14 protein-coding genes are annotated in these 14463 nt (G+C 72.7%); 11 read left to right on the forward strand and 3 right to left on the reverse strand.

Annotated features, from left to right (window positions below; genetic code table 11):
- Positions 1–43 precede the first annotated feature (43 nt).
- On the reverse strand, positions 44–577 hold the full coding sequence (locus tag ACQ860_RS12745) for a lipocalin family protein (protein WP_431303724.1): 534 nt from the start codon (positions 575–577) through the stop codon (positions 44–46).
- Entirely contained in the window at positions 577–1464 is an 888-nt protein-coding gene (locus ACQ860_RS12750) for a polysaccharide deacetylase family protein (RefSeq protein ID WP_431303725.1), read from the reverse strand. The genes ACQ860_RS12745 and ACQ860_RS12750 overlap by 1 nt, the downstream gene beginning before the upstream one ends.
- 147 nt (positions 1465–1611) lie before the next feature.
- On the opposite strand from ACQ860_RS12750, the gene cydD reads away from it, so the two are divergent.
- The 5 genes from cydD (at position 1612) to ACQ860_RS12775 (ending at position 8234) form a co-directional block, all read left to right on the forward strand.
- Positions 1612–3249, forward strand: coding sequence for a thiol reductant ABC exporter subunit CydD (cydD, locus tag ACQ860_RS12755; protein WP_431303726.1), 1638 nt, complete (start codon positions 1612–1614; stop codon positions 3247–3249).
- Complete coding sequence (gene cydC / locus ACQ860_RS12760; protein WP_431303727.1) at positions 3239–4885, forward strand: thiol reductant ABC exporter subunit CydC; 1647 nt, start codon at positions 3239–3241, stop codon at positions 4883–4885. The genes cydD and cydC overlap by 11 nt, the downstream gene beginning before the upstream one ends.
- A gap of 66 nt (positions 4886–4951) precedes the next feature.
- Positions 4952–5332, forward strand: a complete 381-nt coding sequence (locus tag ACQ860_RS12765; RefSeq protein WP_431303728.1) for an OmpA family protein — start codon at positions 4952–4954, stop codon at positions 5330–5332.
- Positions 5329–7137 carry a DNA helicase RecQ gene (gene recQ / locus ACQ860_RS12770; RefSeq protein WP_431303729.1) on the forward strand — a complete coding sequence of 603 codons (1809 nt, stop codon included), beginning with the start codon at positions 5329–5331 and terminating at the stop codon, positions 7135–7137. The genes ACQ860_RS12765 and recQ overlap by 4 nt, the downstream gene beginning before the upstream one ends.
- A gap of 110 nt (positions 7138–7247) precedes the next feature.
- On the forward strand, positions 7248–8234 hold the full coding sequence (locus ACQ860_RS12775; protein WP_431303730.1) for a Bug family tripartite tricarboxylate transporter substrate binding protein: 987 nt from the start codon (positions 7248–7250) through the stop codon (positions 8232–8234).
- A 5-nt stretch (positions 8235–8239) separates the two neighbouring features.
- Here ACQ860_RS12775 and ACQ860_RS12780 read toward each other — a convergent pair whose 3' ends face one another.
- A complete protein-coding gene (locus ACQ860_RS12780; protein WP_431303731.1) occupies positions 8240–9046 on the reverse strand; it encodes a hypothetical protein in 807 nt (268 codons plus the stop codon).
- Between the two features lie 73 nt (positions 9047–9119).
- Here ACQ860_RS12780 and glcF point away from each other — a divergent pair, with 73 nt between their 5' ends.
- From glcF to rpiB, 6 genes are read left to right on the forward strand one after another with little or no spacing between them, the layout of a single operon-like run.
- Complete coding sequence (gene glcF / locus ACQ860_RS12785) at positions 9120–10436, forward strand: glycolate oxidase subunit GlcF (RefSeq protein WP_431303732.1); 1317 nt, start codon at positions 9120–9122, stop codon at positions 10434–10436.
- Entirely contained in the window at positions 10433–11413 is a 981-nt protein-coding gene (locus tag ACQ860_RS12790; RefSeq protein ID WP_431303733.1) for a Bug family tripartite tricarboxylate transporter substrate binding protein, read from the forward strand. The genes glcF and ACQ860_RS12790 overlap by 4 nt, the downstream gene beginning before the upstream one ends.
- A gap of 50 nt (positions 11414–11463) precedes the next feature.
- Positions 11464–12027 (forward strand): hypothetical protein, encoded by a 564-nt coding sequence (locus ACQ860_RS12795; RefSeq protein ID WP_431303734.1) that lies wholly within the window; start codon positions 11464–11466, stop codon positions 12025–12027.
- Positions 12028–12076: 49 nt separating this feature from the next.
- On the forward strand, positions 12077–13135 hold the full coding sequence (locus ACQ860_RS12800) for a bifunctional transcriptional activator/DNA repair enzyme AdaA (protein ID WP_431303735.1): 1059 nt from the start codon (positions 12077–12079) through the stop codon (positions 13133–13135).
- Positions 13132–13965 (forward strand): dienelactone hydrolase family protein, encoded by an 834-nt coding sequence (locus ACQ860_RS12805; protein ID WP_431303736.1) that lies wholly within the window; start codon positions 13132–13134, stop codon positions 13963–13965. Before ACQ860_RS12800 ends, ACQ860_RS12805 begins: the two co-directional genes overlap by 4 nt.
- A 49-nt stretch (positions 13966–14014) precedes the next feature.
- Positions 14015–14452, forward strand: a complete 438-nt coding sequence (gene rpiB / locus ACQ860_RS12810) for a ribose 5-phosphate isomerase B (protein WP_431303737.1) — start codon at positions 14015–14017, stop codon at positions 14450–14452.
- Positions 14453–14463 lie beyond the last annotated feature (11 nt).

Consider the following 14463-nt stretch of genomic DNA (forward strand, 5'->3'; position numbering starts at 1 on the left):
GATGATTCAGCGTTTCGGCGATTCCGCCTCAACGCATCATGCTCTACCGCCCGCTCACGATCAGCGGCCCCAGATCGAAGCCCTGCGCGCGGGCGATGGCGAGCGCGCGCTCCATCTCCGCCGGCGGCAGCACCGGCGTGCGGGAGAGCAGCCACATCGACCGCCGCGAGGGCGAGCCCACCAGCGCCCAGCGATAGTCGGGATCCAGGCCGATCACCCAGTAGTCGCCGTAGAAGGGCCAGAAGAAGCTGACGCGCAGCCGCGTGTTGTTGCTGCCCTCCACCACATAGGCCTGGCCGGTGGCGACGCGGCGTGGCCGCGCGGGGTCCAGCGCGTTCACGCAGGAATTGCGGACGCTGATCCGGCCGTCCGGAAGCGAGGCGTATTCCGCCGTCGTCTCCTCGCAGCGCAGCGAGGAACTATCCTGGAAGCGCTGCGGCAGCCGCGCCACCTCATGCCAGAGGCCGACATAGCGGGCGAGGTCCACGCGCTCCACCGTGCGCGGCGTCTCCGGCCCCGGCAGGGTGGCGGCGCAGGCCGAAAGGCCCAGCAGGGCGGCGAGAATCAGCGCGCGCATCAGACGATGCTCCCTTCCGGCCAGGTGAGGCAGTGGTCGTAGATGCCGCCCGCCGTGGTGATCCAGACCTCGTCCCGCCGCGCGGCGATGACGGCCAGCGCCTCGCGCAGCGCCCGCAGCCGATAGGGCTGGCCCACGATATAGGGGTGCAGCGCGATGCCCATCACCTGCGGCACGCCATCCTGCGTCTGGCGCAGCCGCTCATGGAAATCGTCCAGGATCAGCTCCGCGAACTGCTTCGCCCCATCCTTGCGCGCCGCGATGGCGGGAATGTCGTTCGCCTCCTGCGGATAGGGGATGCTGAGCAGCCGGCCCGCGCGCGTCGTCTTCCACACCGGCTGGTCGTCCATGCACCAGTTGAGGCTGTAGGTGTAGCCGGCCTCGGCCAGCAGGTCGGGCGTGACCCGGCTCTCGGCGATCCAGGGCGAGAGCCAGCCGCGCGGCGCCTGGCCCTCATGCTTCACGATCTCGGCCGTGCTTTCGGCGATGAGGCGCGCCTCCTCCGCCTCGGGCAGGGTGCTCTGGCGCTCGCTGTTGGTGCGGCCATGCCCCGCCATCTCGTCGCCACGGGCGCGGTGCGCGGCTACCAGCTCCGGCGCGTGGTGATACATGGCGCTGTTGAGCAGGACCGTGGCCGGCAGGTCCAGCTCGTCCAGCAGCTGCACCAGGCGGAAGCCGCCCACCCGGTTGCCGTATTCCCGCCAGGCGTAGTTCAGCACGTCGGGCTGCGGCCCGCCCGGGGCGAGTTCCGCGCCCAGCCCCTCGCCGAAGGCGAAGTGCTCCAGGTTCACGCCGAGATAGACGGCGAGCTTGCGGCCGGAGGGCCAGCTTTCGCGCGCGCGGGCGGTCCAGGGGGAATAGGGGAAGCGGCCATGATGCGGAAGCATGCGAAACCCATCCGTGAGCAAGCCGCCCATCTGCCCCGGCGCCACGCCAGGGGCAAGAGAGCGAGGCGTGGCGTTCGGCCGTAAACTCTTTTAGTGTCAGGGATGATGGAATCGCCTCGTAACGGTCGCCAAGGTTCGGCCTGGCTCATGCGGCAGGTCCGCGCCCAGGGTGGCCGTGCGGCCTGGCCTGTCGCGCTCGGCCTCGCCGGCATCCTGTGCCAGGTGGGCTTCGTCTTCCTCATCGCGCGGCTGCTGGCCACGATCCTGGGCTTTCCCGGTACCGGACTCTTGGGCGGCGGCTTCGGCGAATTGGCCGCCGCCGGCGCGCTCGCCCTGCTGGGTGCCGCCCTCTCCATGTCGCAGGAGATGGCGCAGCAGGCGGCGGGCGAACGCGCCCGGGCCAGCATCCGCGCCGCCCTCTTCACCCGCCTGATGGAACAGGGCCCCGGCGACCCGCGCGGCGTGGGCGAGAAGGCGACCCTGCTGGTGGACCGGGTGGAGGCGCTGGACGGCTTCTTCTCCCGCTGGGTGCCGGCCGCCGCGCTGGCCATCCTCGGCCCGGCCGTGATCATCCTCATCGTCGCGCAGTTCGACGGCACCAGCGCGCTGGTGCTGGCCGTGATGGGCCTGCTCGTTCCCGTCGCCATGGCGCTGACCGGCATCGGCGCGGCCGTCGAAAGCCGCAAGCAGCTCGACGTGCTGGGCCGCCTCTCCGGCCGCTTCGTGGACCGGCTGCGCGGCCTCTCCACCCTCGTCCAGTTCAACCGCGCCGAGGATGAGGCGCGCGCGCTCGGCACCGCCGCCGATGAGTTCCGCCAGCGCACCTTGCGCGTGCTGCGCGTGGCCTTCCTCTCCTCCGCCGCGCTGGAATTGCTGGCCGGCTTCACGCTCGGCTACCTCGCCTGGCGGCATGGAATGCTGCTGGCGCCGACCGTGACGGACCCGACGCACGCGCTTTTCTGCATCCTCGCCGTTCCGGTCTTCTTCCTGCCGCTGCGCAACTTCTCCCAGGCCTATCACGAGGCGATGTCGGCGCGGGGTGCGGCGGCCGAACTCGCCCCCCTGCTGGAAGCGCCCGCCGCGGCCGGCCTGCTGCTGGAGGAGGTGCCGCCCCGCGTGGCACTGGTCTTCGACAAGGTGGAGCTGAGCTATCCCGGCATGGACCGGCCCGCCCTGCCGCGCCTGACCTTCGCGCTGGCGCCTGGCGAGACGCTGATGCTGGTCGGCCCCTCGGGTGCGGGCAAATCCTCCGTGCTGCGGCTGCTGATGGGCTTCGTGGCGCCGAGCGCGGGCCGCATCGCCATCAATGGCGAGGATGTGACCCGCCTCAAGCCCGCCGAACTGCGCCGCCTCTCCGCATATGTCGGCCAGCGCGCCCACCTGTTTGGCGGTACGATCCGCGAGAATATCCGCCTCGCCCGGCCGGACGCCACCGATGCCGAGGTGCAGCGCGCCGCCGAATCCGCCCGCGTCATGGCCTTCGCCGCGCATCTGCCGCAGGGCCTCGACACCGTGGTGGGCGAGGGCGGCTTCGGCCTCTCGGGCGGTCAGGCGCAGCGCGTGGCCCTCGCCCGCGCCTTCCTGCGCGATTCGCCCCTGGTGCTGCTGGACGAGCCGACCGCTTCGCTCGACCCCGGGACGGAGGCCGAGGTGATGGAAGCCATCGCCCGCCTCTGCACCGGGCGCACGGCGATCATCGCGACCCATTCGCCGCAGCTCATGGGGCTGTCCGGCCGCGTCATCGAACTGGCCGGGCAAAGGCGCGTGGAACAGCATGTGGGCTGATCTCAACCGCGTCCTCAGGCTCTGGGGCACGCGCCGCAAGGCGCTGGCCTGGGGCCTCGTCATCGGCATGCTCTCGGCGCTCAGCGGCGTGGCGCTGCTGGCGCTTGCCGGCAAGGGTGTCGCGGCCGGCGCGGGCGGCGTGGGGCTGGTCGGCGTCTCCGCGCTGATCTGGCTCCGGCCCGTGGTACTGGTCCGCCCGCTGCTGCGCTGGTGGGAGCGCATGTCCTCCCACGCCGCCGCCTTCCAGGCCCTGGCCGATACGCGCGTCTGGTTCTTCCGCCGCCTGGCGGAACGCATGCCGGCCGGCATCGGCCTGCGCGGCTCGGGCGACCTGCTGGGCCGTGTCATCTCGGATGTCGAGGCGCTGGACCGGCTTTATCTCGGCGGCCTCATGCCGGCGGCGGCCGCGCTGGCCGTCGTCGTCGCCATCGCGCTGCTGCTGGGGGCGGAGCCGCTGCTCATGCTGCTGCTGGTCCTGCCGTTGGGCCTGGCCCTCATCCTGCCGCTCGTCCTCGCCCCGGCCGCCGCCCGCGCGGCGCAGCGCGCGGCCGATGAGCGCGGCGGGCTGCGCGCCGCGGCGGTGGACCCCGTGGCCGGGCTGGAGGACACGCTGGCCGCCAATGCGGAAGGGCGCGCGCTCGCCCGGCTGGAGGCGGCCGACGCGACGCTGATGGCGGCGCAGCGCGAGGTCTCGCTGCGCTCGGCCGCCGCCGGCACGGCGGGCACGCTGCTGACGCAGGCGGCGGTGCTGGCCGCGCTCGGCTGGGGCCTGCTGACCGGGAGCGCGGGGGCCGCCATGGCGGTGCTCGCCCTCTTCCTCGCCATCGCGGCGGCCGAGGCGCTGGGCCTCATGCCCCGCGCGGGCGCGCTGATGGCCGGGGCCGCGGCCAGCGCCCGGCGCCTGTTTGAAGCCGCCGACACCAGGCCGCCCGTGGAAGAGCCCGCCACCCCCGCGCCACTGCCCGCCGGCAACGACCTCGTGCTCAGCGGCGTCACCTTCGGCTGGCGGCCGGATACCGCCCCGGTGCTGGACGGGCTGGACCTCACCCTGAAGACGGGCGAGCGGGTCGCCATCCTCGGCCCCTCGGGCGCGGGCAAGTCCAGCCTCGCGGCGCTGCTGCTGAAATTCGCCGCCCCGCAATCCGGCGTGATCCGCCTGGGCGGGATGGACATCCAGGCCCTCTCCAGCGCCGAACTGCGCCAGCGCATCGTCTGTCTCTCGCAGAATGCGCGCCTGTTCGATGTGAGCATCGCCGAGAACCTTCGCCTCGCCGCCCCCGGCGCGCCGGATGCCGCGCTCTGGCGGGCGCTCGCCAAGGCGGGCGTGGCGGAATTCGTGCGCAGCCTGCCCGAGGGGCTGGAAACCCGCTGCGGCGAGGGCGGCACCCGCTTCAGCGGCGGCGAGGCGCGGCGCATCGCCCTCGCCCGCGCCCTGCTGCCGCCCGCCGCCATCCTCATCCTGGACGAGCCCACGGTCGGCCTGGATGCCGAGGCGGAGCGCGCCTTCATGGCAACGCTCGCCACCGCGACGGAAGGCCGCAGCCTGCTCATCATCACCCATGAGCTGACCGGCGCGGAACCGCTGGACCGCGTGCTGCGCCTGGCCGGTGGCCGCCTGCTTCCGGCGGCAGCCTGACCCGCGCGGATCACCCTTGACCCCGCGCCCCCCATCCGCGACCACCATCGGGCGCGGAGAATCGCCATGCAACGCCGAAGCCTGACCCTGCTGGCCCTGATGGGCCTCGCCGCCTGCGCCGGCCTTGACGCCCCGCCGGCGTCCGAGCCCGCGCGCGTCGTCTTCTTCCAGGGCGACAGCGCCACGCTCGACGCCCCCGCCCGCGCCGTGGTCCAGGCCGCGGCGGAGCCCGCGCGCCGCATGCCCGTGACCATCCTGGCCTATGGCGGCCCGCAAGGGGGCAGCTTCAACCGCACCCTGGCCACGGCCCGCGCGAACCATGTGGCCGCGCTGCTGCGCCAGGCCGGCGTCCCGGCCGAGCGGATCACGGTGGCCACCCGCCCGCCCGCACCGGCCGAGATGGCGCCGATCGAGCTGCGCCGCGTCGAGATCCGGTTCGCCCCTTGAGCCGCGACCCCGATCAGGTCCTGCGCGAGGTCTTCGGCCATCCGGGTTTCCGGGGCCGGCAGGGCGAGATCGTCCAGCACGTCATGGAGGGCGGCTCCGGCCTCGTCCTCATGCCCACGGGCGGCGGCAAGTCGCTCTGCTTCCAGGTGCCGGCCCTGTGCCGCGATGGCCTCGCCATCGTCGTCTCGCCCCTCATCGCGCTGATGGAGGACCAGGTGGCCGCGCTGCGCCAGCAGGGTGTGGCCGCCGCCGCGCTGCACTCGGAGCTCGAAGAGAATGACCGGCGCGAGGTCTGGCGCGGGATCAATGATGGCTCGCTGAAGCTGCTCTACATCAGCCCCGAGCGGCTCGGCATGGACGGCATGCTGGAGCGCCTCGCGCAGCGGCGGATCGCCCTCTTCGCGGTGGATGAGGCGCATTGCATCAGCCAATGGGGCCATCACTTCCGCCCCGAATACCGCGCGCTCAGCTTCCTCCGCTCCGACTTCCCCGAGGTGCCGCGCCTGGCGCTGACCGCCACGGCGGATGCGCGCACGGTGGAGGATATCCGCGCGCAATTGGGCCTGGAGGAGGCGCCCGTGTTCCGCGCCTCCTTCGACCGCGCGAACATCCACCTCGCCGCCGAGCCGCGCGAGCAGGAGCGCGCGCAGATCCGCGCCTTCCTGCGCGAAGCGTCCGATGGGCGCGGTGCGGGCATCATCTATTGCGGCACCCGCGCCCGCGCCGAACAGACGGCCGATTGGCTGCGCGCCGACGGGTATGACGCCGCGCCCTTCCATGCCGGCATGGCGAGCGAGGACAAGCGCGACCTGCACCGCCGCTTCGCGCGCGGCGATGCGGTGGTGATGTGCGCCACCATCGCCTTCGGCATGGGCATCGACCGCCCCGATGTGCGCTTCGTCGCCCATCTCTCGCTGCCGCAGGGGCCGGAGGGCTGGTACCAGGAGATCGGCCGCGCGGGGCGCGATGGCCTGCCGGCCCGCGCCCTGTTGCTCTACGGCGCGGCCGACATCGCGCTCGCCCGCCAGCGCATCCAGGCGAGCCCCGCCTCGGACGAGCAGAAGCGCATCGAGCGCATGCGGCTGGATGCCATGGTCGGCATCGCGGAAGCGGGCACCTGCCGCCGCCGCGTCCTGCTGCGCTGCTTCGGCGAGGATCTGGAGCAGGATTGCGGGCATTGCGACGTCTGTGCCGCGCCGCCCAAGCTCACGGACGGCACCATCGCGGCCCAGAAGCTGCTTTCGGCCGCGCTGCGCACCGGCAGCCGCTTCGGCCTCGGCCATCTGGTGGACGTGCTGCATGGCAAGCTGACGGACAAGGTCGCGCAATTCGGCCATGACAAGCTGCCCACCTTCGGCGTGGGGCGGGACGTGGCGGAGGCCGCCTGGCGCGGCGTGGCGCGGCAACTGGTCTCGCAGGGCGCGCTCGACATCGCCGTCGAGAATCATGGCGAGCTGGTGCCGACCGAGGCCGCGCGCCCCATCCTGCGCGGGGAGACGCGGGTGATGCTGCGCGAGGAGGTGATCCGCCCCCGTGCCAGCCGTGGCGCACGGGGTGCGAGGGCCGACGCACCCCGCCCCGCGCTGGATGACCCGCGCTTCGCGGCCCTGCGCGAATGGCGCAAGACCGAGGCCAAGGCGCAGCAGGTGCCCGCCTATGTCATCTTCCACGACGCGACGCTGGCCGAGATCGCCGCCCGCCGCCCCACCTGCCTGGACACGCTGCGCGAGGTGCCGGGCGTGGGTGAAAGCAAGCTCGCCCGCTATGGGGAGGCGGTGCTGGCCGCCCTGGCCGAGGCCGATTGATGCCTGCGGACGCATCTTTTGGTTGTATAATTCTTACATAATCGTCATCTTCCATCGCGCCGGCCAAGCGGGGGCGTGACGCCCGCAGCCGGCGTCACAGGGAGATGTCCATGCGTGAATCCGTGAAGCGCGGCCTCGTGCCGCGCCGTGCCCTGCTGGGCGGGGCTGCGCTGCTCGCCACCCCCGCCCTCGCCCAGGCCCCCTGGCCCAACCGGCCGCTGCGCTTCATCGTGGGCTTCGCCGCGGGCGGGCCGACCGACACGCTGGCGCGCCTCGCCGCCCCCGGCTTCCAGGAGGCGCTGGGCCAGCCTGTGGTGGTGGAGAACCGCCCGGGGGCCGCCGCCAATCTCGGCACCGAGGCGGTGATCCGCGCCACCGACGGCCACACCTTCCTCATCGCCAATTCCGGCCAGGTGGTGATCAACCCGCACACCTACGCGAACCTGCCCTTCGACCCGATGCGCGAATTGGCGCCGGTCGCGAAGATGATGACGAACTACTTCCTGATGACCATCGCGGCCCAGGTGCCGGCGCAAAGCCATGCGGAGCTGGTGGCGCTGATGCGCCGCGCCACGACGCCCTTCACCTATGCCAGCACCGGCGCCGGCGGCATCACCCATGTGGTGACGGAGGCCTGGCGCCGCGCCATCGGCGTGGAGGCCGAGCCCGTGCATTTCCGCGGCACGGCGGCGGCCATCCCGGATGTGCTGGCCAACCGCGTGCCGATCTTCATGGATGGCATCCAGCTGCTCGGACAGCATGTGGATGCGGGGCGACTGCGCGCCCTCTTCGTCACCAAGGGCGAGCGCCAGCCGCTCCAGCCCAACGTGCCGACGACGCGTGAGATCGGCATCCCCGACGTGAATTTCGAAAGCTGGTTCGCCATGTATGCGCCGCGCAACACCCCGCGCGAGATCATCCTGCGCATGGCCGAGATCAACCGCCCCGTGATGCTGGCCCCGCCGGTGCGGGAGCGGCTGGCGCAAGGCGCGGTGGACGCCGTGCCCTCGACGCCGGAGGAGCTGGCGAGCCTCACCCAGCGGGATTTCGAGCGTTTCGGCGCTGTGGTCCGCGCCGGAAACATCCGGGCGGAATGACGGCCTCAGGGCGGCGGCGGGATCACCACGCCGCCCCGAAAGCCCTGCAGGGTCCAGAGATAGGGCGCCACATCCGGCCGCACCGCGCCGAAGCGCGCGGTGGCGAGGTCCACCACCACGACCATGGCCCCGGTCCAGACCGCGACGAGCAGCACCGCCAGCACCGAATGCCCCACCCGCTTCAACCCGAACTGATAGCCGATGGTGCCGATGGTCAGCACCGCCATGCCCATGAGGAAGAGCATCAGCTCGGCCGGGATGGGTGCCGCGAAGGCCCAGCGTTGCGCGGCGCCCTGGTCGAACACGTCGTTCAGCGCCGCCTGCAGCGCCGCCGTCAGCGGGTCCGCCCGCTCCCGCGTCAGGGCGGTGGCATGGCCCCAGATCAGGCCCTGCATCCGGTTCGCCTCGGCGCTCACCCGGTCCACCTCCACCTGGTGCATCGGGGCCTCGACGAATTCCAGGCGCAGCCGGGTGTAGTCCTCCAGGAGGCGGGCGATCTCGGCGGCGCGGGGGTGGTCGAAGGCGCTGGCGCGCAGCCAGGCGGTGCCGATGGCGTTGGTCTCGGAGAGCGAGGTGCCGCGCCGCGTCTCGAACCGCCCCTGCGCCATGGCGATGGTGAGGCCGAGCGTGAAGGCCAGCAGGCCGAGCAGCCCGTTGGTGACGAAGCTGGTCGCCTCCACCGTCTCGGCGGTGCGGGCCTGGTGCCAGCGGCCCACCGCCACGCCGATGCCATAGGCCAGCAGCAGGCTCGCGAAGATCAGCAGGGCGAAGACGCCGAGCCCCTGTGCCGCCAGCGCTTCCAAAGCCGCCATCGCGCCCCCACCCTTCACCTGCGGGCCATTTCCCGCCATGAACAGCCTCGCATCAGTCAACGAAGGGCGCCAGATGCAGACCCATTTCACGGCCGAGCAGTTGCGCGACCCGGACACCGCGGAAGCCAACAAGATCCTGCGCACCTGCGTGCATTGCGGGATGTGCACCGCCACCTGCCCCACCTTCCTGTTGCTGGGGGATGAGCTGGATTCGCCGCGCGGGCGCATCTACCTCATCAAGGACATGCTGGAGAATGACCGCCCGGCCTCCGAGCTGGAGGTCCGGCATGTGGATCGCTGCCTCTCCTGCCTCTCCTGCATGACGACCTGCCCCTCGGGCGTGCACTACATGCACCTGGTGGACCATGCGCGCCGCCACATCGAGGAGACCTACACCCGCCCGTGGCCGGAGCGCGCGCTGCGCTCCATGCTGGCGAAGGTGCTGCCCAACCCCTCACTGTTCCGGCTCTCGCTGCGCGCAGCGGCACTGGCCCGCCCGCTCGGCAAGCTGATCCCCGGCCAGTCCATGACGGCGCAGCGCCTGCGCGGCATGCTGGCCCTCGCCCCGGCGGAATTGCCCGCGCCCAGCCCGATGCAGGAGGCGCAGGTCCACAAGGCCGAGGGCGTGCGGCGCGGCCGCGTCGGCCTGCTGACCGGCTGCGCGCAGAAGGTGCTGAACCCCACGATCAATGAGGCGACCATCCGCCTGCTGACGCGCATGGGGGTCGAGGTGGTGATCACCCCCGGCCAGGGCTGCTGCGGCGCACTGACCCATCACATGGGGAGCCACGACCCGGCCATGGCCGCCGCCCGCGCCAATATCGCCGCCTGGAGCGCCGAGATGAACGGCGAGGGGCTGGACGCCATCGTGGTGAATGCCTCGGGCTGCGGCACCACGCTGAAGGATTACGGCTTCATGTTCCGCGAGGAGCCGGAGGCCGAGGCCGCCGCGAAGGTCTCGGCACTCGCCATGGACATCACGGAGGTGCTGGAGAAATTCGCCTATGCGGCCACGCGGGAGAAGCCCGGCCTGACCGTCGCCTATCACTCCGCCTGCTCGCTCCAGCACGGGCAGAAGATCACGGCGCTGCCCAAGCAATTGCTGACCCGCGCGGGCTTCACCGTGAAGGAGCCGGCGGAGGGCCATATCTGCTGCGGCAGCGCCGGCACCTACAACATCCTGCAGCCCGAGATCGCCGGGCAGCTGCGCGCCCGCAAGCTCGAGAACCTGAACCGCACCCGCGCCGACCTCATCGCCGCCGGCAATATCGGCTGCATGACGCAGCTGGCCGGCGATGCCATGCCGGTGGTGCACACGGTGGAGCTGCTGGACTGGATGGCGGGCGGGCCGAAGCCGCCCAAGCTGGCCACGACGGGCGTTTCCGCATGAAGCGCCGCGCCCTCCTCGCCGCGCCCGCGCTTCTCGCCTGGCCCGCGCAGGCGCAGCAGAACTTCCCCGACCGGCCCATCACCTTCGTCGTCGGCTTCCTGCCCGGCGGCTCGGTGGACACGGGCGCGCGGCTGCTGGCGGACCGGATGGCGCCGCGCATCGGGCCGAACGCGCGCATCATCATCGAGAACCGGCCCGGCGCCGGTGGCTCGCTCGGCGCGGAATATGTGGCGCGGCAGAATCCGGACGGGCATGTGCTCGGCGTGCATTCCGCCTCCAGCCATGCCACCAACCCGGCCGCCCTGCCGGACACGGTGCGCTACGATCCGGTGGCCGACTTCTCCCACATCGCCATCCTGGGCGGCGGGCCCATGGTGATCGTGGTGCCGGGCAGCAGCCCCCACCGCAACGTGGCGGAGCTGGTGGCGGCGGCGAAGGCGGCGCGCGCGCCCATGCTCTGGGGCAGCTCGGGTTCGGGCGGCATCGGGCACCTGACGGGCAGCCTCTTCGCCCATCGCTTCGGCTTCCAGGGCGAATTCGTGCCCTATCGTGGCGGCTCGGCCGTGCTGGAGGCGATGCGCAAATCCGAGATCGATTTCTCGGCCGAGGTCATGGCCTCCGCCCTGCCGCATCTGCGCGACGGCTCCTCCCGCCCGGTCGCCGTCACCGGCCCCACGCGCCACCCGCAGCTGCCCGAGGTGCCGACGCTGATCGAATGCGGCCTGCCGGGCTTCGAAATCATCACCTGGAACGTCATCCAGGGGCCGCGCGCCATGCCGGACGCCATCCAGCAGCGCCTCAACCGCGCGACCATGGAGGCGCTGGCCGAGCCCGAGCTGCGCCGCCGCCTGACGCTCGCCGGCATTGACCCGGCCGAGCCCTCGACGCCCGCCAGCACGCGGGATTTCGTGGCAGCGGAACTCGCGAAGTTCCAGGCCATCGTGCGCGAGACGGGGCTGCGCCTGGGCCGGGGGTGACGCCACATGATTCGCTTGCGCCCCGGGCGGCCGCGCCCGAACATCGGCGCATGCGCTTCATTCCCCTCGCCCTCGCGCTGCTGCTGGCCGCACCCGCCTTCGCGCAGGCCCCGACGCCCACTCCGTCCCAGGCCAGCCGCGACCTGGACCGCGCCTTCGAGGCGCTGCGCGAGGCGCCCGACGAGCGCGGCGCCCATATGGCCGAGATGGCGATCCGCCAGATCTGGGCGCGCCAGGCCAGCGCCGCCGTGGCGCTGCTGCTGAACCGCGGCATCCGCAACCTGCGCGCCGGCGAGCCGGGTGATGCGCTGGAGGATTTCGACGCCGCCATCACCCTCGCCCCCCTCGTCGCCGATGCCTGGCATTGGCGCGCCCAGGCGCATCAGCAGGTGGGGGACCGCGTGGCGGCCGCGACCGATCTGCGCGAATCCCTTCGCCTGGAGCCGCGCCATTTCGCCGCCCTGGTCAGCCTCTCGCGGCTGCAGGAGGAGGCGGGCGATGCGCGCGGCGCGCTGCGCAGCTACGAGGCGGCGCTGGCCATCCACCCGCGCCTGACCGGCGGGGCCGAGCGGCTGCGCGAACTCACCCGCGCCGCCGAGGGCGAGGAGATGTGAGCGCAATGCGCGGATGGCCCCGATCAGCGCCCCCGGTCACATTCCCCCCATGCCCGACACCCTCCCCACACTCGACGAACAACGCTGGACCGCCCTCTTGGCGCGCGAGGCCGCGCCCGCCTGCGGCCCCTTCCTGTATGGCGTGACGACGCAAGGCGTCTTCTGCCTGCCCGGCTGCCCCTCACGCCCGCCCTTGCGGCGCAACGCCGTCTTCTTCGCCGATGCGCCGGCGGCCGAAGCGGCGGGCTTCCGCGCCTGCAAGCGCTGCGACCCGAAGGGCGAGCGCGCGGCCCTGCACCGCGAGGCCATCGCGGCGGCCGTGGCGTTGATCGAATCCAGCGAGACCATCCCGAGCCTGGAGGCGCTGGCGAAGCGCGCCGGCTATGCGCGGCACCATTTCCTCCGCCTGTTCCGCGATATCACCGGCGTGACGCCCCGCTCCTATGCCGAGGGCGTGCGCGCCCGCCGCCTCCAGGCCGCGCTCAGCCAGGGCGCCCGCGTGGCGGATGCGGTGGCCGAGGCGGGATTCGGCAGCGAGAGCCGCGTCTATGAACGGCGCGGCGCGACGCTGGGCATGACGCCCGGCGCCGCCCGGCGGGGGGCCAAGGGCGAGACCATCGGCATCGCCCGCGCCGAGAGCGTGATGGGCCCGCTGCTGGTCGGCGCCACGACGCAGGGCGTCTGCTTCATCGGCTTTGGCGAGGCGATGGAGGCGCTGGAGGGCGACCTCCGCCGCCGCTTCCCGCATGCCGAACTGCGCGAGGACCCGGCCCTGGAAGCGACCGTCGCGCAGGTCGCGGCCTTCCTGCGCGAGCCGCATGCGGCCCTGCGCCTGCCGCTCGACCTGCGCGGCACCGCCTTCCAGCGGCGGGTATGGGAGGCCTTGCAAGGCATCCCGCTCGGCCAGACGACGACCTATGGCCGATTGGCCGCCGAAATGGGCAAGCCCGAGGCGGTGCGTGCCGTGGCCCGCGCCTGCGCGCAGAACCCGGTCAGCCTCGCGGTTCCCTGCCACCGCGTGATCGGCGCGAGCGGCGACCTCACGGGCTATCGCTGGGGCGTGCCCAACAAGAAGCGGCTGCTGGCCGGGGAGAAGGAAGCGACGTGATCCGTTGGCTCGGCGCCCTGTTGCTCCTCACCGCCTGCGCCGCCTCCGGCGTCACGGCGGATGAGGCGGCGCGGGAGGTGCCCTTCCCCGAACAGCGGGTGACGGTGCCCGGCGCCGAGGGCATGCCGCTGCGCGCCCTGCTCTACCTGCCGCCCAACCCGAGCCGCCCGGCGGTGGTGGCGCTGCATTCCTGCTCAGGAATCGGCGCGGCCGAGCGGCCCATCCGCCTGCCGCCGCATCAGCGCGACTGGGCGATCCGGCTGCTCGAAGCCGGGCACCCCGTTCTCTTCCCCGACAGCTTCGGCAGCCGCGGCCTGGGCGAGGCCTGCGGCGTGCGCGGCTTTCCGGCCGGACCCTTCGGCCTGCGGCGGCTGGATGCGCTGGCGGCGGCGGATTGGGCGCGGGCGCAGCCCTGGGGGCGCGGCCAGGCGCCGGTCCTGATCGGCTGGTCGCATGGCGGCTCGACCACGCTGGCCGCCTGGGCCACCGCGCCCTCCGGCGCGCTGGGGGCCGCCATCGCCCTCTATCCCGGCTGCGGCCAGGGCGAGTCGCGGCAAGCCGGCACGGCGCCGCTGCTCATGCTGCTCGGCACCGCGGATAATTGGACGCCACCCCAGCCCTGCGAACAGATCGCCGCCCGCGCGCCCGGCGTGATCACGGCGGTCAGCTACCCCGGCGCGCATCATGGCTTCGACGGGCTGACGGGCGGAATCCGCACCCGCACCCTGCCCAATGGCCGCAGCGTCTCGCTCGGCCCGGATGGCGCGGCGCGGGCGGATGCGCGGGCGCGGGTGGCCGCCTTCCTCGCAGCCAACGCCGGTCCGCCATAAGCAGAGCGCGGTTCCGGCCGCCCGGCCGGGCATGGTAATGCGCTGCACCATGATCATCGCCCTCGGTTCCGACCATGCAGGCCTGCCGCTCAAGCGGGCCCTCCTCAGCGCCCTGGAAGCCCAGGGGCATGCCGTGCTCGACGCCGGCACGCATGACGAGGCGAGCGTGGACTATCCGGATTTCGCCCATGCCGTCGCCGCCAAGGTCGCGGCCGGCGAGGCCGAATTCGGCGTGCTGGTCTGCGGCTCGGGCATCGGGATGAGCATCGCGGCCAACCGCCACCCCGCCATCCGCGCCGTGGTGCTGCACAACAGCACCGAGGCCCGGCTGACCCGCGCCCATAATGATGCGAACATCGCCTGCTTCGGCGCCCGCACCACCGGGGTGGAGGTGGCGCTGGACGCGCTGACGACCTTCCTCGGCACCGCCTTCGAGGGCGGGCGGCATGAGCGCCGCATTGCCAAGATCGAGACCGCGCTCACCTGATCTGGGGCGTT

This window comes from Sediminicoccus sp. BL-A-41-H5, from assembly GCF_050632405.1.
In the GTDB taxonomy this organism is placed as follows: Bacteria; Pseudomonadota; Alphaproteobacteria; order Acetobacterales; family Acetobacteraceae; genus Roseococcus.

Excerpts from the sequence above, each read along its gene's own strand:
- ACQ860_RS12780 (WP_431303731.1), bottom strand. The coding sequence starts at position 9,046 with ATGGCGGCTTTGGAAGCGCTGGCGGCACAGGGGCTCGGCGTCTTCGCC.
- ACQ860_RS12800 (WP_431303735.1), top strand. The coding sequence starts at position 12,077 with ATGCCCGACACCCTCCCCACACTCGACGAACAACGCTGGACCGCCCTC.
- ACQ860_RS12765 (WP_431303728.1), top strand. The coding sequence starts at position 4,952 with ATGCAACGCCGAAGCCTGACCCTGCTGGCCCTGATGGGCCTCGCCGCC.
- ACQ860_RS12795 (WP_431303734.1), top strand. The coding sequence starts at position 11,464 with ATGCGCTTCATTCCCCTCGCCCTCGCGCTGCTGCTGGCCGCACCCGCC.
- ACQ860_RS12775 (WP_431303730.1), top strand. The coding sequence starts at position 7,248 with ATGCGTGAATCCGTGAAGCGCGGCCTCGTGCCGCGCCGTGCCCTGCTG.
- cydD (WP_431303726.1), top strand. The coding sequence starts at position 1,612 with ATGCGGCAGGTCCGCGCCCAGGGTGGCCGTGCGGCCTGGCCTGTCGCG.
- glcF (WP_431303732.1), top strand. The coding sequence starts at position 9,120 with ATGCAGACCCATTTCACGGCCGAGCAGTTGCGCGACCCGGACACCGCG.
- ACQ860_RS12790 (WP_431303733.1), top strand. The coding sequence starts at position 10,433 with ATGAAGCGCCGCGCCCTCCTCGCCGCGCCCGCGCTTCTCGCCTGGCCC.
- rpiB (WP_431303737.1), top strand. The coding sequence starts at position 14,015 with ATGATCATCGCCCTCGGTTCCGACCATGCAGGCCTGCCGCTCAAGCGG.
- ACQ860_RS12750 (WP_431303725.1), bottom strand. The coding sequence starts at position 1,464 with ATGCTTCCGCATCATGGCCGCTTCCCCTATTCCCCCTGGACCGCCCGC.
- ACQ860_RS12745 (WP_431303724.1), bottom strand. The coding sequence starts at position 577 with ATGCGCGCGCTGATTCTCGCCGCCCTGCTGGGCCTTTCGGCCTGCGCC.
- cydC (WP_431303727.1), top strand. The coding sequence starts at position 3,239 with ATGTGGGCTGATCTCAACCGCGTCCTCAGGCTCTGGGGCACGCGCCGC.